The following is a 25122-nucleotide window of genomic DNA, read 5'->3' as shown; positions in this document are numbered from 1 at the left end:
CATCACGCCCCCTCCCGAGGAACTAAGCGCGTACCGCGATCAGTGCGCTCTCCAGCGTGAAAGCCTGAGCGTAAAGGGCCTTTCCCACGATGGCCCCCTCCACTCCGTCCGGCACCAGGGAAGCCAGCGCGACCAGGTCGTCGAGCGAGGAGACGCCGCCGCTGGCCACGACCGGCTTGTCGGTGCGCTTGCAGACCTCGCGAAGCAGCTCCAGGTTGGGGCCGCGCAAGGTGCCGTCCTTGGTGACGTCGGTGACCACGTAGCGGGGGCAGCCGTCGGCCTCCAGCCGGTCCAGCACCTCCCACAGGTCTCCGGCGTCCTGGGTCCAGCCGCGGGCGGCGAGAGTGGTGCCCCGCACGTCGAGCCCGACGGCGATCTTGTCGCCGTGCTCTGCGATGATCCGGCGGCACCATTCGGGGTTCTCCAGCGCGGCGGTGCCGATGTTCACCCGGCGGCAGCCGGTGGCCAGCGCCGCGGCCAGCGAGGCGTCGTCGCGGATGCCGCCCGACAGCTCCACGTTCACGTCGAGCCGGCCGATCAGGTCGGTGATCAGCTCCCGGTTGGCGCCCCGGCCGAAGGCGGCATCGAGGTCGACCAGGTGGATCCACTCCGCGCCCGCCTCCTGCCAGGCCAGCGCCGCGGCCAGCGGCTCGCCGTAGCCGGTCTCGGTCCCGGCCTCACCTTGGACGAGGCGTACGGCCTGGCCGTCCGCGATGTCCACGGCAGGGAGCAATACGAGCGACATCAGGTCCTCCGGTCGAAAGCAAGAGTCATGACAACAGGCGCCAGCAGCAGGGAAAACACGAAAACCGTCAGGCTCAGGAACGGCGAGCCCCAATAGAGCCATGCCATCACCTGCACCAGCACGAAGACCAGCCCCAGTACGGCGTTCTGGCCTCGGCGGCGGCGGGCCAGCAGGCCGCCCTGCCGGGCGATCCGGACCGGGCGCGGGATCAGCCGGGCGAGTAAGGCGCGGCGGCGCACGGCGCGCGCCTGCCGTTCCTCGTTGAGCCGGATCGCGCGCACCCGTTCGGCCTCACGCTCGGCCCGGCGGCGCGCCCGCTCCTTACTCAAGGGTGCCGAGCCAGTTGGACAGCAGCGCCGCCCCGGCGTCGCCGGACTTCTCCGGATGGAACTGGGTGGCCATCAGCGGGCCGTTCTCCACGGCCGCCACGAACGGCACCCCGTGCTCCGCCCAGGTGACCAGCGGGTCGGCGAAGCCCTCACCTGCCTGCAACTCCCAGTCGCGCACGCCGTAGGAATGCACGAAGTAGAAGCGCGTCGCCTCGTCGATCCCGTCGAACAGCACGCTGGCCGCGGGCGCCTTGACGGTGTTCCAGCCCATGTGCGGCAGGACGGGCGCGTCCAGCCGCTCGACCGTGCCCGGCCACTCGGCGCAGCCCTCGGTCTCGACCCCGTGCTCCACACCCCTGGCGAACAGGATCTGCATGCCGACACAGATGCCGAGCACCGGGCGGCCACCGGCCAGACGCCGGCCGATGATCCGCTCGCCGTAGACGCTCTTGAGGCCCGCCATGCACGCCTCGAACGCGCCGACGCCCGGCACGACCAGACCGTCGCAGTCGAGCGCGGCGGCGAAGTCGGACGTGACGGTCACGTCCGCGCCCACCCTGGCCAGGGCCCGCTCCGCGGAGCGCAGGTTGCCCGAGCCGTAGTCGAGGACGACGACGTTCTTCTTCACCACCACATCACCCCCGCCGTGATCGCCAGCGCGGCGCCGACCGCGCAGGCGGCGGCACCGATCTTGAGCCCCTGCCTGGCCAGCGAGAACACGCCGCCGATGAGAAACAGCCCGATGAACACCATGGCGATGGCGATCGCGTTGTCGGTCATAGGACGCCCTTGGTGCTCGGCACGCCCGTGGCGCGCGGGTCGAGCTCCGACGCCTCGCGCAGCGCCCTGGCCAGCGCCTTGAACTGGGCCTCGACGATGTGATGGGCGTTGCGGCCGTACGGGACGCGTACGTGCAGGCAGATCGCCGCCTGGGCGACGAACGACTCCAGGACGTGGCGCGTCATCGTCGTGTCGTAGTCGGGACCGATCATCGGCGCCATGCCCTCGGGCTCGGCGTGCACCAGATAGGGGCGGCCCGACAGGTCGACGGTCACCTGGGCGAGCGACTCGTCCAGCGGGCACGACGCATTACCGAACCGCCTGATGCCCGACTTGTCGCCCAGAGCCTCGCGGAACGCGGCGCCCAGCGCGAGCGCGGTGTCCTCGATCGTGTGGTGCGAGTCGATGTGCAGGTCGCCCTCGGTCTTGACGGTCAGGTCGAACAGCCCGTGCTTGCCGAGCTGCGCCAGCATGTGGTCGAAGAAGCCGACCCCGGTCGACACGTCAACCCGGCCCGTGCCGTCGAGACCCACCTCGACCAGAACCGACGTCTCCTTCGTCGCGCGCTCGACGCGGCCTACACGACTCACAGGATCCCCTCCAGAGCGGCGCGGAACGCCGCCATCTCCTCACCGGTGCCGATCGACACCCGCAGCCATTCTGGCGGTCCCACCTCACGGATGAGCACACCGCTCGCCAGCAGGGCCTCCCACACCTTCCGCCGGTCGGGAAAACGCCCGAACAGCACGAAGTTGGCGTCGGAGTCGGCGACGGTCAACCCCTTGCCCCGCAGCCAGTCCACGATGTCGTCGCGCTCCTGCCGGAGCGTGTCGACCGTGCCGAGCAGCTCGGCCCGGTGCCGCAGCGCCACGCGGGCCGCCGTCTGGGTGAGCGTCGACAGGTGGTACGGCAGGCGTACCAGCAGCAGCGCGTCGATCACGGCCGGGTGCGCGGCCAGGTAGCCGAGCCGGGTGCCGGCCATGGCGAACGCCTTGGACATGGTCCGGGTGACGATCAGCCTCGGGTGGTCGGGCAGCAGGGTGAGCGCCGAGGGCGTGCCCTGCCTGGCGAACTCCGCGTAGGCCTCGTCGACCACGACCATGCCCGTGGCCACGTCGAGGACCCGGCTGATCGTCTCCATCGGCAGCGCGGTGCCGGTCGGGTTGTTGGGCGAGGTCAGGAACACGATGTCAGGCCGGTGCTCCTCGACCGCGGCGGCCGCCTTGCCCGGATCGAGCGAGAAGTCGGGCTCGCGGACGCCCGAGATCCACTCCGTGCTGGTGCCGGTGGTGATGATCGGGTGCATCGAGTAGGACGGCTCGAAGCCCAGCGCGGTGCGGCCATAGGAGCCGAACGCCTGCAGGATCTGCTGGAGGATCTCGTTGGAGCCGTTGGCCGCCCACACCTGGTCCTTCGTCAGCCCGTGACCCAGGTAGCCGGCCAGCTCGGCGCGGAGCGCCTCGGCGTCCCTGTCGGGGTAGCGGTTGAGCTCGGCCGCGCTGGCTCGCACCTCCTCGGCCAGGTCGGCGACCAGGGCCGGGGACGGCGCGTAGGGGTTCTCGTTGGTGTTGAGCCTGATGGGCACGTCGATCTGCGGAGCACCGTACGGCGTGCGACCCCGGAGGTCGTCGCGGATCGGGAGGTCGTCGAGATTCACGTGCTGATTCACGTGCTGATTCACGGGGTCTCTTTTCGCGATGGGACCTGCCAGTCGAAGCGGGCGCGGATGGCGGCGCCGTGCGCGGGGAGGTCCTCGGCGTCGGCGAGCACCGTCACGTGCTCGGCCGCCTCGGCCAGCGCCTCGCGGGTGTAGTCGACGACGTGGATGCCGCGCAGGAACGACTGCACCGACAGGCCACTGGAGTGGCAGGCGCAGCCCCCGGTGGGCAGCACGTGGTTGGACCCGGCCAGGTAGTCGCCCAGCGACACCGGCGCGTACGGGCCCACGAAGATCGCACCCGCGTTGCGGACCCGCGCCGCGACGGCCGCCGCGTCGGCGGTCTGGATCTCCAGGTGCTCGGCGGCGTAGGCGTCGACGACCTTGAGGCCGTCCTCGATGCTGTCGACCAGCACGATGCCGGACTGCCGGCCGCCGAGCGCCTCGGTGATGCGCTGGGCGTGCCGGGTGGCGCCGACCTGCCCCGGCAGCTCCTTCTCGACGGCCTCGGCCAGCCGGACGCTGTCGGTGACCAGCACGGCCGCCGCGATCACGTCGTGCTCGGCCTGGCTGATCAGGTCGGACGCCACGTGCACCGGATCGGCCGTGTCGTCGGCCAGGATCGCGATCTCCGTCGGCCCCGCCTCGGAGTCGATGCCGATGCGGCCCTTGAGCAGGCGCTTGGCGGCGGCGACCCAGATGTTGCCGGGCCCGGTCACCATGCTCGCGGCCGGGCACTCCTCGGTGCCGTAGGCGAACATCGCCACCGCCTGGGCGCCGCCCACGGAGTAGACCTCCTCCACGCCCAGCAGCGCGCACGCCGCCAGGATCGTGGGGTGCGGCAGCCCGCCGTGCTCCTTCTGGGCCGGGCTCGTCACGGCCAGCGACGCCACGCCCGCCTCCTGGGCCGGGACCACGTTCATGACCACGCTCGACGGGTAGACGGCGCGCCCGCCCGGAACGTAAAGTCCCACGCGGTCGACCGGCACCCACCGCTCGGTCACGGTGCCGCCCGGGACGACCTTCGTCGTGACGTCGGCGCGGCGCTGATCGCGGTGGACCAGCCTGGTGCGCCGGATCGCCTCCTCCAGCGCGGCCACGACCTCCGGCCGCAGCTGCCGCAGTGCCGCCTGGATCGCCTCCCCCGGAACGCGGGCCTGCTGGATCTCGACACCGTCGAACCTGGCGGTCAGCTCCCGTACGGCTGCCGCCCCGCGATGGCGCACCTCGTCGCAGATGGGCCGCACCTTCTCCAGGGCGGCCTCGACGTCGAGATCGGCGCGGGGCAGCACGTCGCGCAGGTTCGCCGGAAGGGAACCGCGCATGTCAATACGGGAAATCACCCTCCCAGTTTACGGAGTCCCACCCCTGAATCCGGTTCTGTCCACCATCCGGGACGGAGACCTCCTCCCTATTTGACCATCTGCAGACCTCCACCCCCTGGTGCCGATCATGAGGCAGGGGTATGCCAGGGGTCATGGCCCAGCTGCCGGTCTACGCGCCGATGCTGGCTCAGCTCGGCTCCCTGCCGTCGGTCCGCGGGGACGAGTGGGCCGTCGAGATGAAGTGGGATGGCGTGCGCGCCCTCGTCTACCTGGAGGAGCGCGGCGTGCGGCTGCTGTCGCGCAGCGGCAAGGACGTCACCGTGGCCTACCCCGAGCTGCAGCTGATGGCCGGTGCGAGCGGCGGGCGGGCGGCCGTCGTCGACGGGGAGATCGTGGCGTTCGACGAGGCGGGACGGCCCAGTTTCGGCGCGTTGCAACCGCGGATGCACCAGCGCCATCCGGCCAAGGTCGCCGAACTCGTCAGGGCCGTGCCGGTGACGTTCATGGCGTTCGACCTCCTGCACCTCGACGCCACCAGCACCGTCAGCAGGCCGTACACCGAACGTCGTGAGCTCCTGGAGCAGGTCCTGACGCCGGGCTTCCGCTGGCAGGTGCCGGTGTGGTTCCACGATCACGCCGAGCGCGCGCTGCTGTCCTCCCGTCAGCTCGGGCTGGAGGGCGTGGTGTGCAAGCGCCTGTCGTCGCCGTACCGGCCGGGCAGGCGCAGCGCCGAGTGGACGAAGGTCAAGAACCTCACGGCCGTCGAGGTGGTCATCGGCGGGTGGAAGGCCGGCGCGGGCCGGCGAGCGGGCACGATCGGCTCGCTGCTGCTCGGCGCGCACGACCGGGACGGGCGGCTGCTGTTCGTCGGCCACGTGGGCACCGGCTTCACCGAGGCGATGCTGAACGACCTGTACGAGCGGCTCACCGCACTGGAGCGGCCCGACCCGCCGTTCGACGCACCGGTGCCCCGCGAGCACGCCCGAGACGCGCACTGGGTCGAGCCGCGCCTGGTGGGCGAGGTCCGCTACGCCGAGTTGACCGGCGACGGCCGCCTGCGCCACCCCGCCTGGCGCGGACTCCGCCCCGACCGCGAGCCGGACGAGGTACGACTGGACAGCGGCGACTGGGCGACCGGCTGAAAAGCCCCGCGGCGCCGCACGTCATCACGGCCGGCCCATGTTTCCGCACTCCCCGCCGTACTGCGGCTGGGGTCCTTCTGAGGGGCGGGAGCAGCGATCGCTCAGGTCCTTCTGAGAAGCGGGCGCGGCGATCGTCCAGGTCCTTCTGGAGAGCGAGAGCGTCGATCGCCCAGGTCCTTCACACGGGAACGCGAGTGGCGATCACTCGCGGTGCCGGCGACGAAGTGGTGCGTGCGGAGAAGGCGGCTAGTCACCGGCGGCCGAGCTGCGCGCGGGGGTCGGTTCCGCCACGACCGGAGCGGGGTCCTTGAGCGTGCGGGCCAGCAGCCAGGACAGGGCCGGGAAGACGATCAGGCAGGCGAGCGCGATCCGCAGCGAGGAGGCCTCCGCCACCGCCCCGACCAGCGGGCTGGTCAGACCGCCGGCGCTCACCGCCAGGCCGAGCGTGACGCCGCTGGCCGTGCCCAGCCGGTTGGGCAGGAAGTCCTGCCCCAGCGTCACATGCAGTGAGAACGGCGCGTACAGGGTGATCGACGCGGCCGCGATGAAGACGTACGCGAAAAGACCCGGCGCGAGCACCACCCCGGCGACCGCGGGGACGGCCGCCGCGTAGGCCACCCGCATGGTGCGGACCCGCCCCCAGCGGCCCGCGAGCCGGCCGCCGAGCACCGTCCCCACGGCACCCCCGGCGAACAGCACGAACAGCGCCACCGCCCCCGCCGCGCCACCACCCATGTAGAGGGCGACGAACGCGCTCAACCCCACGTACGCGATCGACCGGAAGACGATCACCAGCGTGAGCCGGACGAACGACGCCCAGTCGTCACGCCCGGCCGAACGCGCATCGGCCCGAGCCCGCTCGCCATGACGGGCCAGCGAGCGGATCACGGTCAGCGTGAGCAGGGCGCCCACCACGGCGGGCACGACCAGCAGCGGCGAGGCGCCGAGCCCCCACAGCGACAGCAGCGGCGTGACGATGATCGGCGCGGTGGCGAAGCCGAGCGTGCCGCCCAGCGAGAACCAGCTCATCCGCACATGACTGCCCTCACTGGCGATCCTGGCCAGGCGGGCCGACTCCGGGTGGTACGCCGCCACGCCGAGACCCGACAGCGCCACCGCCAGCCAGGTGAGCGCGTACGCGTCGGTGACCCCGCTGAGCGCCACCCCGAGCCCGGCCGTGAGCATGCTGACCGGGATGAGCCACGGCATCCGCCGGCGGTCGGTCAGCGCGCCGAAGACCGGCTGCACGATCGAGGACAGCAACGTCGCGGCCAGCACGATGCCCGACGCGGCCACGTACCCGTATCCGCGCTGCGCCACGAGGAAGGGCACCAGAGCCGGGACCGCCCCCTGATAAACGTCCACACCGGCATGGCCCACGGCCAGCATCACGATCCTGTTCGCCTTCACGCCTCGATCGTCACCCCGTGACCAGGTGGCCCGCTTCCGATAAAATGCCAACCCATCATGGAAATCCGCCACCTTCCGGAGGCGCCCACCGGCATACGGCCGCTGGCGCCGGGCACCGGGATCGACGCGCACCGCCACGACACCCACCAGATCACCTACGCCTGCCGGGGCGTCCTGTCGGTGACGACGAGCGCGGGCACCTGGGTGGCCCCGGCCAACCGGGCCATCTGGGTCCCGGCCGGCACCGTCCACGAGCACCGCGCGCACGGCGACACCGACCTGCGGCTCGTCGGCCTGCCCGTCGCCGACAACCCCCTGAACCTCCAGCGGCCCGCCGTGCTCGCCGTCGGCCCGCTGCTGCGCGAGCTGATCATCGCCTACACCCAGGACCCCGACGACGGCGGCGCCGAGCGGCAGCGGCTGCGGGCCGTCCTGCTGGACCAGTTGCGCCGCTCCCCCGAGCAGCCGTTCCACCTGCCCACGGCCAGGGACCCGCGACTGGCCGCCGTCTGCGCGATCCTGCACGACGACCCGGCCGACCGCCGTACGCTCGCGCAGCTCGGCAGGCAGGCCGGCACCAGCGACCGCACGCTCGCCCGGCTCTGCCGGGGCGAGCTGGGGATGACGTTCCCGCAGTGGCGTACGCAGCTCCGCCTGCATCACGCGTTGCTGCTGCTGGCCGACGGCACCCCGGTCACCACCGTCGCGCACCGCTGCGGCTGGGCCTCCGCCAGCGCCTTCATCGACGCGTTCCGGCGAGCCCTCGGGTACACCCCGGGCCGCGCCTTTACATTGTAGATTCGCTACAATGGCATCCTGTGAGCAGAGCGAAAGCCCCAGGGGGCACTCCGGCCACGGTGGCGCTGGCGAAGGCCAAGGCGGAGTTCACCCTTCACCCGTACGCGCACGACGCCAACGCGCAGGCCTATGGCGAGGAGGCGGCCGACGCGCTCGGCGTGCCGCACGAGCAGATCTTCAAGACGCTGGTGGCCGAGGTCGAGGGCGGGCTCGCGGTGGCGGTCGTGCCGGTGTCGGGCAAGCTCGACCTCAAGGCGCTGGCGGCGGCGCTCGGCGCCAAGAAGGCGGCCATGGCCGACGCGGCGAAGGTCGAGCGCGTCACGGGCTACGTCGTCGGCGGCATCAGCCCGCTCGGCCAGCGCAAAAGGCTGCCGACCGTGGTCGACGCGTCGGCTCTGGAGTTCGGCACGATCTACTTCTCCGCGGGCAAGCGGGGGCTGCAGATCGAGACCGCGCCGGCCAACCTCATCTCGCTGACCGGCGCCGTCACCGCCGCTATCGGTAGCGCCAGTTGACCCTGTGACGCCGCTGGCGCTGTCCCGGGACGTCACGGCGATGCCGTGGTTCCAGGAAGTCGCGGCGATGGAACGGCGGCCACGGGAACGCGAAGCGCCGGCGGTGGGCGATCGTCCGGTCCTGGTCGCGGCGGGCTTTCGCCTCCGCCTCCAGAGCCTCCTTCAGGCCCGGAGTGAACCCGCCGCCGAAGCGGGACATGTCAGGACCGGGGAAACCCGACGGCCGGGTACGCCGCAGGGCCGCCCGCATCGAGTCGATCCAGATCGGGCCCGGTAGCGACGCGCCCTGGACGGCGCCGTAGTAGTCGTCGCCGATCTCCACGTCCCGCAGGGGGTAGCGGTAGGCGCCCCTGATGTCGCCGACGCTGACCGCCGCCGCCAGATCCGGGGTGTAGCCGGCGAACCACGCCGAGGTGTAGCCGTTGTTCGTGCCCGTCTTGCCCGCCGCGGGACGGTCGAGGCTCTGCCCGCGCATGGTGCCCTGGGTGAAGACGCCGCTCAGCACCCAGTTGACCGCGTCGGCCACCTCCCGCTCGATGCCCTGCTCGCAGGCGGGCGGCACCTGGGTGCGTTCGCCGGCCCGGTCGGTGATCTCCACGATCGCCAGCGGCCGGCAGTACTTCCCCCTGGCCGCGAACGCCGCGAACCCCGCCGCCACCGTCACCGGATCCATCTCGTTCACCCCGAGCGTGAACGTGGGCACCTCGCGCAGCGGCGTCCCGTCGGCTCGGGAGATGCCCAGCGCCTTGGCGGTCTTGACCACGTTGCAGAGGCCGACCTTGCGCTCCAGCATCATGTAGAAGATGTTGACCGACTTCCAGGTGCCGGTCTCCAGGCTGTGCGGGCCGCCGGTGCCCTCGCCGCTGGCGTTGTAGACGGTCGTCTTCGGGTCGTTGACGCGCCTGCCCTGGCAGTCGCGATAGCCCTGCCCAGGCGTCAGCTCCCCGGGAGTCTGGAAGCCGTCGCCGAACCGCCACCCCTGCCGCAACGCCGTGGCCAGGGTGAACACCTTGAACGTGGAGCCCGCCTGGAACCCCTGCCCGCCGCCGTGCAGCACGTCGGCCGCCAGGTTGAACGTGGTCCTGGCCCCATTCTTCCTGTTGCCCGGGTTGCGGCCGAAGCGCTTGCTGGCGGTCATCGCCGTGATCCGCCCGGTGCCCGGCTCGACCATGGCCTCGGCGGCCACCTCGGTGTCCTCGGGCCGTACCCGCCGCTGGATGGCCTGCTCGGCGGCCCGCTGCGCCAGCGGGTCGAGGCTCGTACGGATCACCAGCCCGCCCCTGCTCATCCTGGCCTGCCGCTTGGCCGCGGTGTTGCCGAACGCCGGGTTGGTCAGCAGCTCCCGCTGCACGTAATAGCAGTAGTACGGATAGGCGCTCTCCGCGCAGCCGCCGGGCTCCGGGTGCAGCCGGAGGCCGAGCCCGGTCCGCTGGGCCGCGGTCGCCTCCTGCCGCGTGATCAGGCCCACCCCGGACATCCGGTCCAGGACGATGTCGCGCCGCTGCCGCAGCCGGGCCTGCTGCCTGTCGCCCAGCGAGGGATCGGTCGAGTACGGCACGCGGACGGCCCCCGCCAGCGTGGCCGCCTGGGTCAGGGTGAGGCGGGCGGCCGTGGTCGAGAAGAACCGCCTGGCCGCCGCCTCGACGCCGTGGGCGCCGGCGCCGAAGTACGCGATGTTCAGATATTTCTCAAGAATCTCGTCCTTGCGGTACTTCTCCTCCATCGCCAGCGCGTACCGCAGCTCGGTGATCTTCCTGCCCAGGTTGGGCGCGCGGGCCCGGTCGCGTTCGGCGTCGGTGCGGGCGGCCTCCACCAGGATGTTCTTCACCAGTTGCTGGGTGAGGGAGGAGCCGCCCTGTTTGATCCCGCCCGCCTGCGTGTTGGTGAGCAGCGCCCGGATCGTGCCCTTGACGTCGAGGCCGCCGTGCTCGTAGAACCGGGCGTCCTCGATGGCCACGATCGCCTGGCGCATCACCGGCGCCACCTGGTCGAGCCGGACCGTCGTCCGGTTGGCCTCGTAGAACTGGGCGAACTGCTTGCCGTTGCGGTCGAGGAGCCTGGTCACCTGGGAGAGCGGCTCCTCACGCGGCGCGGGCGGCAGGTCGACGAACGTCAAGGCGACGTTCTTGGCGGACAGGCCCGCCCCGGTCACCACCGGCGCGGCCAGCGCCGCCGCCAGGAAGCCGCCGATCGCCCCGGCCACGGCGAGCACGCCGATGGATCTCAGCACAGTCACTCAGATGATCTGCGGCCCGGGGAACACCGGCAAACACCGGCTTCCCCGTCTTTACTGTTGTCTGCTGATATTCAGACCGAGTGACGCGAACTGCTCGAACGGCTGGTGATAGCCCCGCTCGATGTGGTTGACGCCGCGCAGCGTCGAGGTGCCGTCGGCCACCGCGGCGGCCAGCACGGCCGAGAACCCGGCCCGGATGTCGGGCAGCGTCACGTCCGCGCCCCGCAGCTGCGACACACCCCGCACGACGGCCGAGTGCCTGGCGTTGGTGTCGTGGTAGCGGCAGGCCGGGCCGCCCAGGCACTGGTCGAACACCTCGATCTCGCAGCCCATCTTCTGCAGCGCAGGGACGTACACCAGGCGGTTCTCGAAGACGGTCTCGTGCAGCACCGACATGCCCTGGCTCTGCGTGAACAGCACCATGAGCGGCGTCTGCCAGTCGGTCATGAACCCGGGGTGCGTGTCGGTCTGCACGGCCGCCGCGCGCAGCCCCTCGGGCGGCGCGGTGGCGCACAGGTACTCGTCGTTGATGTCGAACTGGGCGCCCATCCGGGCCAGCGTGGTGATCGCGGTGACCAGCCGGTCCTGCGGGCAGCCGTGCACGCGCACCTCGCCGCCGGTGATCAGGCCCGCCGCGAGGTAGGAGAACGCCTCGATGCGGTCGCCCGCCAGCCAGATGGAGGCGCCATGGAGCCGCTCGACGCCCTCGATGACGATCCTGCGGTCGGGCGAGAGCTCGATCCTGGCGCCCATCCGCTGCAGGAACAGCGCCAGCTCCACGACCTCGGGCTCCATCGCGGCGTTCTTCACCACGGTCTTGCCCTCGGCCAGCACGGCGGACATGAGGATCGTCTCGGTCGCCCCGACACTCGGATACGGCAGCTCCAGCCGGGTCCCGTTCAGGCGCTTGGCCTTGGCGAAGATCCCGGTGTCGCCCACCTCGACCTCGGCGCCCATCGCGCGCAGCGCCTCGACGTGGAAGTTAACCGGCCGCCGGCCGATGGGGTCGCCGCCGACCAGCGGCACGAACGCCTCCCCCGCCAGGTGCAGCAGCGGGCCCAGCATGAGGATGGGGATGCGGTTGAGCCCGGTGAACGCGTCGGGCACCCGCGGTCTGATCTCCGGGCCCTGCCCGATGTGGATCTCCCCCCGTTTGATCTCCACGTTGATGCCCAGCGCGTCGAGCATCGCCGCCGTGATGCCGACCTCGCCGACCTCGGGAACGTTGTGGATGATGCTCTCCCCGGTGCCCAGCATGGCCGCGACCATGTGCTTGGACACGGCGTTCTTGGAGCCGCGTACCTCGACGTCACCCCGGAGCGGGCCGGAGGGTTCGATCATCCAGACCTTGTCTTCAATCACGAAGTGAGCCTAGCCGGGAGATACGATCGACCTGATTCAGACGCGAATGTGAGGGGGAGCGGCGTGGCGAGGCATGTGCGCGCATTTGCGGTTACTGTCCTCACGCTCGCCACCCTGGCCGTACTGGCCGGGCTGCTGTGGTCACACCTGTCTCCCCGCGCGCCGTACCAGGTCACGGCGGAGGGGCCGATACTGGCGGATCCGTCCACACAGGCGCTGATCAGCGCTGACGGATGGTACGCGGTGATCACCGGCGGGCTCGGGCTGGCCTGTGGCGCGCTCGCGTGGTTCCTCGGCCGGCGGCACCAGCTCGCCGTGCTGCTGGGGCTCGGCGCCGGCGGGGTGCTGGCGGCCTTCCTCACGCTCTGGGTGGGGTCGACGTTCACGCTCGGGGTGGTGGTCGTGGAGGCGGCGGCCACGCCCGGGGTGAAGATCGTCCCCGGCTCGCTGACGCTGACGGCCACGGGTGTGATCGTGTCCTGGCCGCTGGTCGCGGTCGCCTTCTTCGGGCTGATGGAGGGCATGCACGGGTATCGCGAGTCGCCGCTGCGCAAGCCGTACGGGCTCGGCTGACGCGGTTCACCGTCAGCGCTCAGAGGGGCGGGCGGCGCAGGCCGTGTCCGGTGGCCTGCTCGAAGGCGCGGGCCGCGCGCAGCACCGTGGCGTCGGCGAACGGCCGGCCGATGATCTGCACGCCGACCGGCAGCCCCGACTGCGTGAACCCGGCGGGGACGGACGCGGCCGGCGCGTGCAGCACGCTGATCCAGTAGGCGGACCGCATCCACGCCAGGTAGTCGGGCAGCCGCACCCCGTTGATCTCACTCACGTAGGGGTCCTCGACGGGGAACGGCGGCACCTGGCTGACGGGCGCGATCAGCACGTCGTAGGTGTCGAAGAAGGCCGCCATCCGGTGGTAGAGGACGCTGCGCGACCGTTCGGCCCTGGCCAGGTCGGCGCCGGTGACCTTGCGGCCCTGCTCGACGTTCCAGCTGGTGTTGGCGCCCAGCCCGTCGAGCTCGCCGAAGGCCAGCGCGTAGTACCACGCCCGGTAGACGCGGAAGGCGTCCTCGGCCTCGGACAGGTCCAGCTCGACCTGCTCGACGCGCGCGCCGAGCCGCTCGAACACACCGGGCGCGGTCGCGGTGACCGCCGCCGTCCCGGGGTCCACCGGCAGCCCGCCCAGGTCGGGGCTCCAGGCCACGCGCAGCCCCGCGACGTCGCGCTCGTCGGGGGTGAAGTCCTCGGTGATCGAGTACGGCGAGCGAGCGTCGAATCCCGAAATAACCGACATCATCAGCGTCAGGTCGTCGACCGTCCTGGCCATCGGCCCCGGAACGGACAGCGTGTACCAGGCGGCCTGCTCCGACAGGGCGGGCACCCGGCCCGGCGTCGGCCGCAGCCCCACCACGTTGCAGAACGAGGCCGGGTTGCGCAGCGACCCGCCCATGTCGGATCCGCCGGCGAGCGGCACCATCCCGGACGCCAGCGCCGCCGCCGCCCCGCCGCTGCTGCCTCCGGCGGACCGGGTCAGGTCGTAGGGGTTGCGGGTGGCCCCGAACACCTCGTTGACGGTGTGGGAGCCGGTGCCGAACTCCGGCGTGTTGGTCTTGCCCACCAGGATCGCCCCGGCCGCCCGGAGCCGCTCCACGATCACGTCGTCCTTGTCGGGAACGTGGTCGGCGTAGAGCGGCGAGCCGTAGGTGGTGCGGATGCCCTTGGTGTCGACGAGGTCCTTGTGCGCCACCGGCACCCCGTGGAGCGGCCCCGTCGCCTCACCGGCGTCGGCCGCCTCGGCGGCGTCGAGCGCCTGCTCGGCGACCAGCGTCACGATGGCGTTGACCTGAGGGTTGGTCTGCTCGATGCGGTCGAGGTGGGCCTGGACCAGCTCGACGGCGCTCACCTGGCGGGTCTTGACCAGGTGGGCCATCTCGGTCGCGGTCAGGTAGTGCGGTGCGGTCACGTTCCGATTGTCGCTCAAGCCGCCACCCCGTCGGCGCCGGTACGGGATCGGGATCCTCACCCTCAGGGGCGGGCCGCGTCGATCACTCGTCGATTAGGCTTCCTGGCGGAGTTCGTCGCTACGTTGTCGCCGCTCGGGAGGCCGCGCTGAACGGGACGAGATGGAAGATCGTCCAGGTCGCCGCGGCCGCGCTCCTCGGTGCCGCGCTGGCCCTGGCGGGGGCTCCCCTGGGCCTCTACACGTCGCTGGCCTGCGCCACCATCGGCGCGGGCTGCCCCGCCGGGCCGCCGCACGGCCGGCTCCCGGTCCTGACCCGCCTGACGCCGGTACAGGCCGCGCAGAGCGGCACGTACGTGGCGCTGGGCGACTCCTACTCCTCCGGCGAGGGCGTCTACGACCGCGCCGCGCGGCCGATCAACAGCGGCGCCGACCGCTGCCACCGCTCGCCGGGCTCCTACGTGCCGCTCGTCGCGGGCGCCCACCGGTTCGGCGGCGGCAGCGCCTTCTGGGCCTGCAGCGGCGCCACCACCGGCCAGCTCTTCTCCGGCCAGTACGGCCAGCAGCCGCAGATCGAGCGCGTGGGCGCCGCCGCCAGCCTGGTGACGCTCAGCATCGGCGGCAACGACGCCGGGTTCACCAGCGTGCTCACCGGCTGCATCGTCAAGCTGCCCTGGTCCTCGGCCTGCCTCGACCAGCAGTCCGAGGTGACCAAGCGGATCGCGGCGCTGGGGCCGAGCATGACGAAGGTGCTGCGGGAGCTCAGACGCCGGGCACCGAGCGCGCGCATCATCGTGCTCGGCTATCCCCGGCCGTTCCCCGCCGCGCCCCCGGACGGGATCGACAATCTGACCGTCGAGGACCAGCGCTGGCTCAACGGCATGACCCGGCAGCTCAACGATGTCGCGGCGCGGGTGACCGCGGAGTTCGACCGGGAGATCGTGGCGTTCGGGGGCACGGGGAGCGTCGAGTACATCGACGCCTACGACGCCTTCGACGGGCACGAGGCGGGGCGGCCCGACCCGTACCTGAACGGGCTGGCGCTGGACCTGGACGAACTCGTCGTCAACAGCCGCAGCTTCCATCCGACCGGGGCGGGGTACCGGCGGTTCGCCGAGCTGATCAACGCGCGGATCGCGGCCGGGCCGGGGCGGCCGATGAACAACTTCCGCCTGACGACCCCGGCCCCCACCGACAGCCGCTTCTAACCGGCGGCCGACCGTTCTTCGGCAAGGCTCAGGCCCGCCTCGATGACGGCGTTCATGATGGGCGCCAGCCGGGCCTCGCCCAGTTCGGGGGCGCGGTTGGCCATCCGGGCGACGAGCGCTTGCTCGCGCCCCATGTCCCGGCCCGCGAAGCCGCCGACCGGCTTGAGGGTCTGCACGATCCCGGCGAGCGCGGCACGGCGTTCCAGCAACGTGGCCAGCGCCGCGTCCACCCGGTCGATCGCCTGCCTGCACTCGGGCAGCGTGGCGGGGGTCTCAGGACGGACCAGCGGCCCGACGAGCGTCACCGCCTCCTCCGCCAGCCGTACGCCCGCCTCACCGGCTGTGCCACGCTCATCCGCACGGTGGGCGTCGCCCGTGCCGCCCTCCGGCCCGTCCGCCGGAGGGCGGGACACGATCAGGCCGTCGGCGCCCGCCGCCACCACCGCCGCGGACAGCCCGAGGTCCGCGCTCACGTCCGCGAGCACCGGCCGCCCCGACGCCGCCCGCGCGGCCCGCAGCAGCCCCAGGTCCAGCCGTCCCGTCTCGCAAAGGATCACCCGGTCGTCGCACTCCAGGGCGCAGTAGTCGGCCAGCCCGAGCCACTCCTCCAGCGTCGCCGACGCCCGGCGCTCCACCACCACCGGCAGTCCCAGCCCGGCCACGGCCCGCACCAGCGGGATGTCGCGCGTCCACGCCGCCCCGATGACCACCCCGTCGGCCGCCCCGGCGATCGCCGGCAGGTCGGCCGCCGAGCCCGGCTCGACCAGCGTCACCCCGTCACGCGCGCGCCACATCTCGGTGGCACCGCCCGGCCCGCGCAGGCTGGTCCGGCTGATCACCACGGCCGGGCCGTCGCCCACCCGAAGCCCGCCCACGGTGACCACGTGCCGTTCCAAGGTCGATGACATTTCGGCTCCCCACATCGGCCGGCTCCCCTGGAACCGGCGGGAAATCAAAAAGGCAGAGACGATGGCGTCTCTGCCTGTTGCCGACTCCGGGTGTCGCTAGCCGACCGGCCCTCCCGGAGCCGGCTCGGTAAACGCGTAGCGACAAGTCATGTCTGAACCTTACACCCGGTCCTCCACCTGCTGGACTTCCCTTCTCACATAGCGGACTAGCCTTCAGGCGAGTCGCCGTTGATCCCTCGCTATGGGAGTATTTCTTGGCCTAGAGGAGGGTACGAGGCCGTTGATGTCGGATCGCAAGCGGGACGGACGCCGCATCGCCGGTCGTTACCAACTGCAGGAACCCATCGGCAGGGGTGGCATGGGCATCGTCTGGCGAGCCCATGACGAACTTCTCGACCGCACCGTCGCGGTCAAGGAGGTCAGATACGCCGCCGCCCTGGGTGACGAAGTGCAGTTGCTGAACCGGCGCACGATGCGCGAGGCGAGGGCCGCGGCCAGGTTCGAGCACCCCAACGTGATCGTCGTACATGACGTGATCGAAGAGGACGGTCGTCCCTGGATCGTTATGCAGCTCGTCCAGTCACGCTCCCTGGGAGCAGTGATCAAGCAGGACGGGCCGTTGCCGCCCAAACGGGTGGCTGAGATCGGCCTGGCCGTACTCGACGCGCTGCACCGCGCGCACGAGGCCGGCGTCCTGCACCGGGATGTCAAGCCGGAGAACGTGCTGCTCGCCGATGACGGCCGGGTGGTGCTCACCGACTTCGGCATCGCGACGCTGGAGACGGAGACGCAGCTCACGGTGACGGGGCTGGCGGGCACTCCGGCGTTCATCGCGCCCGAGCGGCTCAAAGGGCTGCCCGCGCGGCGCGAGTCGGACCTGTGGTCGCTCGGCGCGACCCTGTACACGGCGGTGGAAGGCCGCTCGCCACACGAGCGCGGAATGGCGCTCGCGACCATGCACGCCGTACTGACCGACGAACCCGACCCGGCGCCCCATGCCGGGCCGCTCTCCGGCGTGATCAGCGGCCTGCTGACCAAGGAGCCGGTGCAGCGCCTCGGTTACGAGGAGACCGGCGAGTTGCTGCGGGCCGTCATCACGCAGCAACGGCCACGGAAGTCCCCGATGTCGGCGCCCGCGCCGACCGCGGTGATCCCGCCCGCCGTGGACGAGACTCCGACCGACCCCGACCTGGTCGTCCCGGACGCCCCCGTCCCCGAGACCGGTTTACGGTTCACCCCGGCGACCGGCGACCGTGGCGAGGAGCAGCTCCCGTCCACCAGGAACGCCGTCAGGCCCGACGGCCGCCGGTGGGGCCCGATCATCGGCGTGCTCGTCGCGGTCGTGCTCGTGGCGGGTCTGGGCGGCTATCTCGGCCTGCGCTCGGCCAAGGGCAGCCCTGAAGACGGCGATACGAAGTCCGCGTCCGTCACCTCATCTCCCAAGGAGTCCGCCAAGCAGCCCGTGGCCAGCGCCGACCCGACGAAGAACCCGCCGAGCAGCGCCCCGCCGTCCACCCCACCCCCGTCTCCGACGCCAACGGCCACGCCCAAGCCCACCAAGACGGCCGCCTCGGCGCCGGAGGGCTGGAAGATGTACACCAACAAGAAGCTGAAGTTCTCCGTCGCGCTGCCGAAGGGCTGGACGAAGTACAGACACAGCAGCAACCAGATCGCGTTCCACGGCAAGGGCGCGGGCAGCAACGCGTACATCATGTTCGAGATGACGGAGAACCCCGGCAAGGACCCCGTCAAGGACTGGAAGAGGCAGGAGAAGACCGCCAAATACGGGTTCGGCGGCTACAAGAAGATCAGCATCAAGGCGGTCGACTACATGGACGGCGCGGCGGACTGGGACTTCACCTGGAACACCAACACCGGCCCGACCAGGGTCCGCAACCGCGGCTTCATCGCCAACGGCCGCGGCTACGCGATCTACTGGCACAACCTCTCCAGTCGGTGGAAGAAGGACAAGCACTTCTTCGACACGTTCGCCGCGACCTTCATCCCGAAGTAGGCTTTTCTGCGTGGAAAGGCAGGTCAGCAACCGCTACCGGCTCATCGAACCGCTCGGCGAGGGCGGGATGGGCGTGGTCTGGCGTGCCTACGACGAACTGCTCGACCGTACGGTCGCGATCAAGGAGGTCCGCTACACCGGCGTCGGTGACGACAAGCGGGCCGAGCTCAATCGCCGGACCATCAGGGAGGCCAGGGCGGCGGGCCGCCTCGACCACCCCTCGGTGATCGTCATCCACGACGTCGTCGAGGAGGGCGGCCGCCCGTGGATCGTCATGCAGCTGATCCGCTCGCGGTCGCTGGCCGAGGTGATCCGCGAGCACGGGCCGCTGCCGGTCGCGCAGGCCGCGCTGATCGGCGGCCGGGTGCTCGACGCGCTGCGGGCCGCGCACGCGACCGGTGTGCTGCACCGCGACGTGAAGCCCGAGAACGTGCTGCTCGCCGACGACGGCCGGGTGGTGCTCACCGACTTCGGCATCGCCTCGCTGGAGGCCGAGGCCGGTCTGACGGCCACCGGGGGCCTGGTGGGCACGCCCGCCTACATGCCGCCCGAACGCCTCAACGGTGAGCCCGCCCGGCCCGAGTCCGATCTGTGGTCGCTGGGCGCGACGCTGTACGCGGCAGTCGAGGGTGTGCCGCCGTTCAAACGGGACTCATGGGCGGCCACGGTCGCGGCGGTGCTGCGCGATCTGCCCGGACAGCCGGCCAGGGCGGGCGTGCTCGGCCCGGTGATCATGGGCCTGCTGCAGCGGGACCCGGCCGCGCGCATGTCCGCCGACGAGGCCGCCCATCTGCTGCGGGCCGCCGCGTCCGAGCCCGCCCCGTACGGATATGCCGGACCTCCGGCGCCCCCGCCCGGCCCTGGCGCGTCCTGGTCGGACGTGACCGGGCCTGGCGATCGGGGGCCCGCGGGGACCGTTTCCCTGCGGGCCCGGCGGCGTGGGTGGTTCCTGGGCGTGCCCGCGGCCGTGCTCGCCGTCGCGGCGCTGGGCACGGGCGGCTGGTACGTCGTCACCACCTCCCAGTCGCCCCCGGTGAGCACCCCGGCCCCGACACCCACCTCGACCCCCAGCCGCGAGCCGTCGTCCACCCCCACGGACACCCCCGAACCGTCCACCACCCCCGCCACGCCACGTCTGCCCACCGGCTGGCGCCGGCTCGCCAACTCCGCCGGGGACTTCTCGATCGGCATCCCCCAGGGCTGGCAGGCCAAGAAGAGCCCCAGTAGGGACAGCATCACCGTCACCGGCCCCGGCACGCCGGGCATGCTGATCGTCGAGTGGACCGTCCCCGAGAAGCCCATGGCCGATCCCGCGCGCGCCTGGGTGGAGCTGGAGAAGGAGATCCAGGCCAAGGGCGAGTTCGTCGGCTATGACCGGATCGCCATCAGGTCCACGACCTACCTCGGCCGGTCGGCCGCCGACTGGGAGTTCACCCGGCAGCGTGGCGGCACGCTGATCCACGTGATCAACCGGGGCTTCCGCACCGCCGACGGCCGCCACTACGCCCTCTACTGGGACACGACCGATGCGCGCTGGGACCAGGACCGGCGCTACTTCGACCAGTTCGTCAAGACGTTCAGGCCCGAGTGACGGCCATGGAGCAGGAACAGGCGCTCTTCTGGCGGCACCCGGCGGTGCCCCAGGTGGACCTGCTCAAGGCCCGCTACGTCACCCACCGTTTCGCCCGGCACGTGCACGACGGCTACGCGATCGGCCTCATCCTCCAGGGCGTGGAGGAGTTCGACTACCGGGGCAGCCTGCACCGGGCTGGCGCGGGCGAAGTGGTGCTGGTCAACCCGGACTCGGTGCACACCGGCCAACCCGGGATGGCGGGCGGCTGGTCGTACCGGATGCTCTACCCGTCGGTGGAGGCGCTCTCGGAGCTCGCGGCCGAGCTCGGCCTGCCGTACGCGACGCCGTTCTTCCCCGAGCAGGTGGTGCGGGACCCGGCGGTGGCGACGCTGCTCAGCCGGGCACACCTGACCGCCGAGCGCGGTGACGCGCTGGCCGCCCAGTCGCTGATGCGCGGCTTCTTCGCCCGCCTGCTGATCCGGCACGCCACGCCGCGCCCGTCCGCCGTCCTGCCCGCCGAGGGCGGGCGGGCGGTCGCCGAGGCGCTGGACCTGCTGCACGAGAGCCTGGTGGACCCGCCGTCGCTGGACGATCTCGCGCTGACCGTCGGGGCGCGGCCGTTCCCGCTGCTGCGCGCGTTCAAGGCGGCGACCGGCCTGCCGCCGCACGCCTACCTGACCTCGCTGCGGATCCAGCGGGCGCGCCACCTCCTGAACTCGGGGGTACGGCCGGCACAGGTGGCCGCCGAAGTGGGCTTCACCGACCAGGCTCACCTGAACCGCCACTTCAAGCGCATCGTGGGCGTTCCACCCGCGGCCTACCAGCGTGCAGCAGGAACGTACAAGACTGGCGATCCCCACCTCACCTAGCGTCACCTGCATGGAACAGACAACACACCGTTCCGCCGCCATACGGGACGGTCTGGGCGTGGGCCTGGCCGTGGGGCTGTCCGGGCTCGCCTTCGGCGCCGCGGCGATCACCGCGGGCCTCAGCGTGGCGCAGGCATGCGTGCTGAGCCTGCTGGCGTTCACCGGCGCCTCGCAGTTCGCGCTGGCCGGCGCGGTGGGCGCGGGCGGCGATCTGGTGGCGGCCGCCGCGGGCGCACTGCTGCTGGGCGGCCGCAACACCCTCTACGGGCTGCGCCTGGCCGATCTGCTGCGGGTACGCGGCCCGCGCAGGCTGCTCGCCGCGCAGGGCGTGATCGACGAGACCACCGCCGTCACACTCGCCCAGCCGTCGCCCGAGACGGCGCGCGTCGGATTCACGATCACGTTCGCCAGCCTGTACGTCACCTGGAACCTCACCACGCTGGCCGGAGCGCTCGGCACGTCGTTCCTCGGTGATCCGGGGATGTTCGGGCTGGACGTGGTCGGCCCGGCCACGTTCCTGGCCATCCTGTGGCCGCGCCTGGCGGGCAGCGTCCAGCTCAGGTGGCTGGCGGTGGCCGGCGCGGGGGTCGCGCTGTGCGCCACCCCGTTCTTCCCGCCGGGCGTGCCGGTGCTGCTGTCGGCGGTCGTCGTCTTGGTGGTGCTGGTCCGATGACGCTGTGGTGGGCGATCGCGGCGGTGTGCGCCGGGTGTTACGCGCTCAAACTGGCCGGGCTGGCGGCGCCGCGCCGGGTGCTCGACCATCCCCGGGTCCGCCGCTTCGCCGAACTGGTGCCCGTGGCGCTGCTGGCCGCGCTGATCGCGGTGCAGATGTTCGCCGAGCACGGCGAGCTGCGCTTCGACCCCGCCCGGACGGCCGGGCTGTGCGCGGCCGTGGTGGCGCTCCTGCTCCGCGCCCCATTCCTGGTCATTCTGGCCACAGCGGCAGCAATCACCGCGCTTGTCCGGGTCTTTATCGGGTAGACGCGGAGGCATGTCCGATTCTGCGCTGCTGGTCGGTGGACGTTACCGGCTGATCAAGACCATCGGCCAGGGTGGGATGGGAACCGTCTGGCAGGCCCATGACGAAGTGCTCGGCAGGGACGTGGCGGTGAAGGAGATCCATCCCCCTCCGGACCTGACCGACCCCGAGCGAGACGTGTTCAGCGTCCGTACCTTCCGCGAGGCCAGAGCCGCGGGGCGGGTGGCGCATCCCGGCGTCGCCACCGTCTACGACGTGCTCGAAGAGCACGGCCACCCGTGGATCGTCATGCAGCTCATCCACTCGCGCACCCTCGGCGAGCTGGTGCGCGACGACGGCCCGATGCCACCGGCCGACGCGGCCGACATCGGGGTGCAGCTGCTGGAGGCGCTGCGCGCCGCGCACGCCGCCGGGGTCCTGCACCGCGACGTCAAACCGGACAACGTGCTGCTGACCGAGGACGGCCGGGCGGTGCTCACCGACTTCGGCATCGCCACCACCGAGGGAGAGACGCCCGTCACCAGGACCGGGGTGCTGGTCGGCACGCCCGCGTTCATGGCACCCGAGCGGGCGGCGGGCGGCGAGGCACGCGTCGCCTCGGATCTGTGGGCGCTGGGCGCGACCCTGTACTTCGCCGTCGAGGGCCACTCGCCGTTCCAGCGCCCGCACGCGCTGGCCACGCTGGGCGCGGTCCTGCACTCCGAGCCGGCCCCGATGGCGCGCGCGGGCATGCTGGCCCCGGTCATACTCGGGCTGCTGCGCAAGGATCCGGCCGAGCGGATGACGCTGGACGAGGCCGAGCATCGGCTGCACCGCGTGATGATCAGCGATTCCGTGGAGTCCACCGCGCCGGTGGGCATCCCGGTGCCGCTCCAGGTGCCTGTACGGGACGCGGCGGCGGACGCGGGCGCGATGGCCGGGCCCGGCGCCATGTCCGCGCCCGACCCGGTGGATGAAGCGGCCCCAGCGGCTGGCCTCGGCACAGCCGCGCCCGGCAGGCAGCGCCGGCCGCCGCTGACCGCGGTGGCGGCGTGCACGCTCGCTCTCGCGGTCCTGACCGCGGGCGCGGCGTGGTGGACGAACCGGCAGACCGGCGTCCGCTCACCGACGACGGTCCCGGCCGTGGTGCGCACCTCCAGCGTCAGCCCTTCGGGCCCGACCCCCGCGCCGACGCGCACACGGCCGACCACCTACCAGAACCCGGTACGGCAGGACACCCCGGCCCCCACAGGCCGGACCGGGGAGCCCACCCCGAGCCCGACCGGCACGCCGACGAAGAACAAGCCGACCGAGAAGGCCTCGGCCACGCCCAGCAAGAGCAAGACCCCCGAGAAGAACACCAAGACCACGAAGAAGGCCACCGAGCCCACCGATGTCCCCCCTGCCGACGACAGCGAGGACGCCGCCGAGTAATCGGCCGGTCAGGACTCCTCGCGCACGATGTCGAGGGCCCGCCGCAGGTCATCCGGGTAGTCGGTGGAGAACGACAGCCACTCGCCCGAGCTCGGGTGCTCGAAGCCGAGTGACACCGCGTGCAGCCACTGCCGCGTGATGCCCAGCCGGGCGGAGATCGTCGGGTCGGCGCCGTACATCAGGTCGCCCACGCATGGGTGGCGGAGCGCGGCCATGTGCACCCGGATCTGGTGCGTGCGGCCGGTCTCCAGCTTGATGTCCAGCAGCGAGGCTGCCCGGAACGCCTCGATCGTGTCGTAATGGGTGACCGACGGCTTGCCCCCGGCGACCACGGCGAACCTGCCGTCGCCGGACGGGTGCCGGTCGATGGGCGCGTCGACCGTGCCCCTGAACGGGTCGGGATGGCCCTGCACGAGCGCGTGGTAGCGCTTGTCGACCGTACGCTCCTTGAAGGCGCGCTTGAGGTGGGAGTAGGCGTGCTCGCTCTTGGCCACGACCATGGCGCCGGTCGTGTTGGCGTCGAGCCGGTGCACGATGCCCTGCCGCTCGGCCGCGCCGCTGGTGGCGACCGTGTGGCCGGCGCCGAGCAGACCGCCGATCACGGTCGGTCCCGTCCAGCCGACCGTCGGGTGGGCGGCCACCCCGATGGGCTTGTTGACCACGACGATGTCGTCGTCCTCGTACACGATCGCCATGCCGGGAACCGGCTCGGCGACCGGCATCGGCATGCTGACCGGCGGCGGGAGCGTCACGTCGAGCCAGGCGCCGGCGTGCACGCGGTCGGACTTGGCGGGCGAGCGGCCGTCGACGAGCACCTCGCCCGCGACGATCAGCTCGGCGGCGCGGGTGCGGGAGAAGCCGAACAGCCGCGAGATCGCGGCGTCGAGCCGCTCACCCTCCAGCCCGTCGGGCACGGCCAGACTACGCTGGTCAGCCATGCTTGACCTCCCTGGTGCCGTCGATCTGGTAGCCCCGCCAGGCCAGGATCACCGCGAGGATCCCGCCGCACACGATGGCCGAGTCGGCCACGTTGAACACCGGGAAGTAGTCGATCACCGGGAAGTGCCCCGGCAGCACCTCGATCCAGTCGACCACGTGGCCCTGGAACTGGATGGACCTGCCGATGCCGGAGGGGTAGCGCAGCAGCCGGTCGGTCAGGTTGCCCAGCGCCCCGCCGAGCAGCAGCCCCAGGGTGATCGCCCACGGCAGGCTGCGCATCTTGCGGGCCGTGCGGAGGATCGCGATCACCACGCCCGTCGCGATGAACGTGAAGACGATCGTCATCCCGGTGCCGAGGCTGAAGGCGGCACCGGAATTGAAGATCACCCGGAGCTGCAGCACGTCCTGGATCACCACCAGGGGCGCCTTGCCCTCGAGCGTCCGCAGCACGATCGTCTTGCTGATCAGATCTGCCGCGTAGATCACGACCGCCAGCACGACGAGGACCGCGAAGAGGCGGCCGCGCCGCCCCTCTACCGGCGCTCCTCCTTCTGCTTGCAGGTCACGCACAGCGTCGCCCTCGGGAACGCCTGCAGGCGTTCCTTGCCGATCGGCTTGTGGCACGATTCGCACACTCCATAGGTCCCTGCGTCGATCCTGGCGATCGCACGTTCGTTCTGCGCGACCAGGTCGCGTGCATTCAGGGTAAGGGCGATCTCGCGTTCGCGCTCATACGTCTTGGCACCCGCGTCCGCCTGGTCGTCACCCGCTCCCTGGGTGACGTCACCCGAGGCGATCTCCGACTCATGGCGAAGAATGTCGGTGTTGAGCTCGTCGATCTCGCTCTGCAGCTGGCCGCGGACCTCGGCGAGCTCCTCCTCCGACCACATCGGCGGTGTAGCGGTCTGCGTGACTGGCGTCATGGTGCTACCTCCAGGCTGAACCAAGGCCGTAAATGGTGCG

The 25122-nt window shown here is 71.7% G+C and carries 26 protein-coding genes; 11 read left to right on the top strand and 15 right to left on the bottom strand.

The window, feature by feature from the left end; all coding sequences use genetic code 11:
- Nucleotides 1-22: 22 nt before the first annotated feature.
- From priA to hisD, 7 genes are read right to left on the bottom strand one after another with little or no spacing between them, the layout of a single operon-like run.
- Nucleotides 23-745 (bottom strand): bifunctional 1-(5-phosphoribosyl)-5-((5-phosphoribosylamino)methylideneamino)imidazole-4-carboxamide isomerase/phosphoribosylanthranilate isomerase PriA, encoded by a 723-nt coding sequence (priA, locus tag AB0B91_RS13630; protein ID WP_358318589.1) that lies wholly within the window; start codon nt 743-745, stop codon nt 23-25.
- The gene (locus tag AB0B91_RS13625) at nt 745-1074 is read right to left on the bottom strand and encodes a hypothetical protein (RefSeq protein ID WP_358318588.1); all 330 of its coding nucleotides are present in this window, start codon (nt 1072-1074) and stop codon (nt 745-747) included. Before AB0B91_RS13625 ends, priA begins: the two co-directional genes overlap by 1 nt.
- On the bottom strand, nt 1067-1702 hold the full coding sequence (gene hisH / locus AB0B91_RS13620; protein WP_358318587.1) for an imidazole glycerol phosphate synthase subunit HisH: 636 nt from the start codon (nt 1700-1702) through the stop codon (nt 1067-1069). Before hisH ends, AB0B91_RS13625 begins: the two co-directional genes overlap by 8 nt.
- A complete protein-coding gene (locus tag AB0B91_RS13615) occupies nt 1699-1854 on the bottom strand; it encodes a hypothetical protein (protein WP_358318586.1) in 156 nt (51 codons plus the stop codon). The genes hisH and AB0B91_RS13615 overlap by 4 nt, the downstream gene beginning before the upstream one ends.
- The gene (gene hisB, locus AB0B91_RS13610) at nt 1851-2444 is read right to left on the bottom strand and encodes an imidazoleglycerol-phosphate dehydratase HisB (RefSeq protein WP_219538427.1); all 594 of its coding nucleotides are present in this window, start codon (nt 2442-2444) and stop codon (nt 1851-1853) included. Before hisB ends, AB0B91_RS13615 begins: the two co-directional genes overlap by 4 nt.
- A complete protein-coding gene (locus tag AB0B91_RS13605) occupies nt 2441-3535 on the bottom strand; it encodes a histidinol-phosphate transaminase (RefSeq protein WP_358318585.1) in 1095 nt (364 codons plus the stop codon). Before AB0B91_RS13605 ends, hisB begins: the two co-directional genes overlap by 4 nt.
- On the bottom strand, nt 3532-4854 hold the full coding sequence (gene hisD / locus AB0B91_RS13600; RefSeq protein ID WP_358318584.1) for a histidinol dehydrogenase: 1323 nt from the start codon (nt 4852-4854) through the stop codon (nt 3532-3534). Before hisD ends, AB0B91_RS13605 begins: the two co-directional genes overlap by 4 nt.
- A 134-nt stretch (nt 4855-4988) precedes the next feature.
- Here hisD and ligD point away from each other — a divergent pair, with 134 nt between their 5' ends.
- A complete protein-coding gene (ligD, locus tag AB0B91_RS13595; protein WP_358318583.1) occupies nt 4989-5978 on the top strand; it encodes a non-homologous end-joining DNA ligase in 990 nt (329 codons plus the stop codon).
- A 246-nt stretch (nt 5979-6224) separates the two neighbouring features.
- Here the strand turns inward: ligD and AB0B91_RS13590 are convergent, their stop codons facing one another.
- Complete coding sequence (locus tag AB0B91_RS13590; protein ID WP_358318582.1) at nt 6225-7460, bottom strand: MFS transporter; 1236 nt, start codon at nt 7458-7460, stop codon at nt 6225-6227.
- On the opposite strand from AB0B91_RS13590, the gene AB0B91_RS13585 reads away from it, so the two are divergent.
- Both AB0B91_RS13585 and ybaK read left to right on the top strand, forming a co-directional pair.
- Entirely contained in the window at nt 7446-8186 is a 741-nt protein-coding gene (locus AB0B91_RS13585; protein ID WP_358318581.1) for a helix-turn-helix transcriptional regulator, read from the top strand. The two genes, AB0B91_RS13590 and AB0B91_RS13585, sit on opposite strands and share 15 nt — an antisense overlap.
- Before the next feature lie 20 nt (nt 8187-8206).
- Nucleotides 8207-8701 carry a Cys-tRNA(Pro) deacylase gene (gene ybaK / locus AB0B91_RS13580; protein WP_358318580.1) on the top strand — a complete coding sequence of 165 codons (495 nt, stop codon included), beginning with the start codon at nt 8207-8209 and terminating at the stop codon, nt 8699-8701.
- Here ybaK and AB0B91_RS13575 read toward each other — a convergent pair.
- Nucleotides 8682-10931 (bottom strand): transglycosylase domain-containing protein, encoded by a 2250-nt coding sequence (locus AB0B91_RS13575; RefSeq protein WP_358318579.1) that lies wholly within the window; start codon nt 10929-10931, stop codon nt 8682-8684. The two genes, ybaK and AB0B91_RS13575, sit on opposite strands and share 20 nt — an antisense overlap.
- 57 nt (nt 10932-10988) lie before the next feature.
- On the bottom strand, nt 10989-12299 hold the full coding sequence (murA, locus tag AB0B91_RS13570) for a UDP-N-acetylglucosamine 1-carboxyvinyltransferase (protein ID WP_358318578.1): 1311 nt from the start codon (nt 12297-12299) through the stop codon (nt 10989-10991).
- Between the two features lie 75 nt (nt 12300-12374).
- On the opposite strand from murA, the gene AB0B91_RS13565 reads away from it, so the two are divergent.
- Complete coding sequence (locus tag AB0B91_RS13565; RefSeq protein WP_358318577.1) at nt 12375-12872, top strand: hypothetical protein; 498 nt, start codon at nt 12375-12377, stop codon at nt 12870-12872.
- Between the two features lie 19 nt (nt 12873-12891).
- On the opposite strand, the gene AB0B91_RS13560 is transcribed toward AB0B91_RS13565, so the two are convergent.
- Nucleotides 12892-14259, bottom strand: coding sequence for an amidase (locus AB0B91_RS13560; protein WP_358318576.1), 1368 nt, complete (start codon nt 14257-14259; stop codon nt 12892-12894).
- On the opposite strand from AB0B91_RS13560, the gene AB0B91_RS13555 reads away from it, so the two are divergent.
- Complete coding sequence (locus AB0B91_RS13555) at nt 14250-15464, top strand: SGNH/GDSL hydrolase family protein (protein WP_358318575.1); 1215 nt, start codon at nt 14250-14252, stop codon at nt 15462-15464. The genes AB0B91_RS13560 and AB0B91_RS13555 overlap by 10 nt on opposite strands.
- On the opposite strand, the gene AB0B91_RS13550 is transcribed toward AB0B91_RS13555, so the two are convergent.
- Nucleotides 15461-15751, bottom strand: coding sequence for a chorismate mutase (locus tag AB0B91_RS13550; RefSeq protein ID WP_358319176.1), 291 nt, complete (start codon nt 15749-15751; stop codon nt 15461-15463). The two genes, AB0B91_RS13555 and AB0B91_RS13550, sit on opposite strands and share 4 nt — an antisense overlap.
- A 904-nt stretch (nt 15752-16655) precedes the next feature.
- Between AB0B91_RS13550 and AB0B91_RS13545 the strand changes: the two genes are divergently transcribed.
- Genes AB0B91_RS13545 through AB0B91_RS13520 form a run of 6 tightly spaced genes read left to right on the top strand, consistent with a single transcriptional unit; the run spans nt 16656 to nt 23220 of the window.
- Nucleotides 16656-18386, top strand: a complete 1731-nt coding sequence (locus AB0B91_RS13545) for a serine/threonine-protein kinase (protein ID WP_358318574.1) — start codon at nt 16656-16658, stop codon at nt 18384-18386.
- Nucleotides 18387-18396: 10 nt separating this feature from the next.
- Nucleotides 18397-19977, top strand: coding sequence for a serine/threonine-protein kinase (locus tag AB0B91_RS13540; protein WP_358318573.1), 1581 nt, complete (start codon nt 18397-18399; stop codon nt 19975-19977).
- A gap of 5 nt (nt 19978-19982) precedes the next feature.
- Nucleotides 19983-20828, top strand: a complete 846-nt coding sequence (locus tag AB0B91_RS13535; protein WP_358318572.1) for an AraC family transcriptional regulator — start codon at nt 19983-19985, stop codon at nt 20826-20828.
- 10 nt (nt 20829-20838) lie between these two features.
- Nucleotides 20839-21501 carry an AzlC family ABC transporter permease gene (locus AB0B91_RS13530; protein WP_358318571.1) on the top strand — a complete coding sequence of 221 codons (663 nt, stop codon included), beginning with the start codon at nt 20839-20841 and terminating at the stop codon, nt 21499-21501.
- Nucleotides 21498-21809, top strand: a complete 312-nt coding sequence (locus AB0B91_RS13525; RefSeq protein WP_358318570.1) for an AzlD domain-containing protein — start codon at nt 21498-21500, stop codon at nt 21807-21809. The genes AB0B91_RS13530 and AB0B91_RS13525 overlap by 4 nt, the downstream gene beginning before the upstream one ends.
- 10 nt (nt 21810-21819) lie before the next feature.
- Nucleotides 21820-23220 (top strand): protein kinase, encoded by a 1401-nt coding sequence (locus AB0B91_RS13520; RefSeq protein ID WP_358318569.1) that lies wholly within the window; start codon nt 21820-21822, stop codon nt 23218-23220.
- Between the two features lie 8 nt (nt 23221-23228).
- Here the strand turns inward: AB0B91_RS13520 and AB0B91_RS13515 are convergent, their stop codons facing one another.
- From AB0B91_RS13515 to AB0B91_RS13505, 3 genes are read right to left on the bottom strand one after another with little or no spacing between them, the layout of a single operon-like run.
- Nucleotides 23229-24158 (bottom strand): RluA family pseudouridine synthase, encoded by a 930-nt coding sequence (locus AB0B91_RS13515; RefSeq protein ID WP_358318568.1) that lies wholly within the window; start codon nt 24156-24158, stop codon nt 23229-23231.
- Nucleotides 24151-24729, bottom strand: a complete 579-nt coding sequence (lspA, locus tag AB0B91_RS13510; RefSeq protein WP_308127526.1) for a signal peptidase II — start codon at nt 24727-24729, stop codon at nt 24151-24153. Before lspA ends, AB0B91_RS13515 begins: the two co-directional genes overlap by 8 nt.
- Nucleotides 24693-25082, bottom strand: coding sequence for a TraR/DksA C4-type zinc finger protein (locus AB0B91_RS13505; RefSeq protein ID WP_214637658.1), 390 nt, complete (start codon nt 25080-25082; stop codon nt 24693-24695). Before AB0B91_RS13505 ends, lspA begins: the two co-directional genes overlap by 37 nt.
- Nucleotides 25083-25122 lie beyond the last annotated feature (40 nt).

The sequence above is a fragment of the Nonomuraea sp. NPDC049141 genome, from assembly GCF_040648415.1.
In the GTDB taxonomy this organism is placed as follows: Bacteria; Actinomycetota; Actinomycetes; order Streptosporangiales; family Streptosporangiaceae; genus Nonomuraea.
Note: the sequence above shows the minus strand (reverse complement) of the source record. Positions and strands in the feature narration are given on the sequence as shown.

Excerpts from the sequence above, each read along its gene's own strand:
- ligD (WP_358318583.1), top strand. The coding sequence starts at position 4,989 with ATGGCCCAGCTGCCGGTCTACGCGCCGATGCTGGCTCAGCTCGGCTCC.
- priA (WP_358318589.1), bottom strand. The coding sequence starts at position 745 with ATGTCGCTCGTATTGCTCCCTGCCGTGGACATCGCGGACGGCCAGGCC.
- AB0B91_RS13535 (WP_358318572.1), top strand. The coding sequence starts at position 19,983 with ATGGAGCAGGAACAGGCGCTCTTCTGGCGGCACCCGGCGGTGCCCCAG.
- AB0B91_RS13545 (WP_358318574.1), top strand. The coding sequence starts at position 16,656 with ATGTCGGATCGCAAGCGGGACGGACGCCGCATCGCCGGTCGTTACCAA.
- AB0B91_RS13585 (WP_358318581.1), top strand. The coding sequence starts at position 7,446 with ATGGAAATCCGCCACCTTCCGGAGGCGCCCACCGGCATACGGCCGCTG.
- AB0B91_RS13505 (WP_214637658.1), bottom strand. The coding sequence starts at position 25,082 with ATGACGCCAGTCACGCAGACCGCTACACCGCCGATGTGGTCGGAGGAG.
- AB0B91_RS13525 (WP_358318570.1), top strand. The coding sequence starts at position 21,498 with ATGACGCTGTGGTGGGCGATCGCGGCGGTGTGCGCCGGGTGTTACGCG.
- AB0B91_RS13615 (WP_358318586.1), bottom strand. The coding sequence starts at position 1,854 with ATGACCGACAACGCGATCGCCATCGCCATGGTGTTCATCGGGCTGTTT.
- AB0B91_RS13520 (WP_358318569.1), top strand. The coding sequence starts at position 21,820 with ATGTCCGATTCTGCGCTGCTGGTCGGTGGACGTTACCGGCTGATCAAG.
- AB0B91_RS13530 (WP_358318571.1), top strand. The coding sequence starts at position 20,839 with ATGGAACAGACAACACACCGTTCCGCCGCCATACGGGACGGTCTGGGC.
- AB0B91_RS13515 (WP_358318568.1), bottom strand. The coding sequence starts at position 24,158 with ATGGCTGACCAGCGTAGTCTGGCCGTGCCCGACGGGCTGGAGGGTGAG.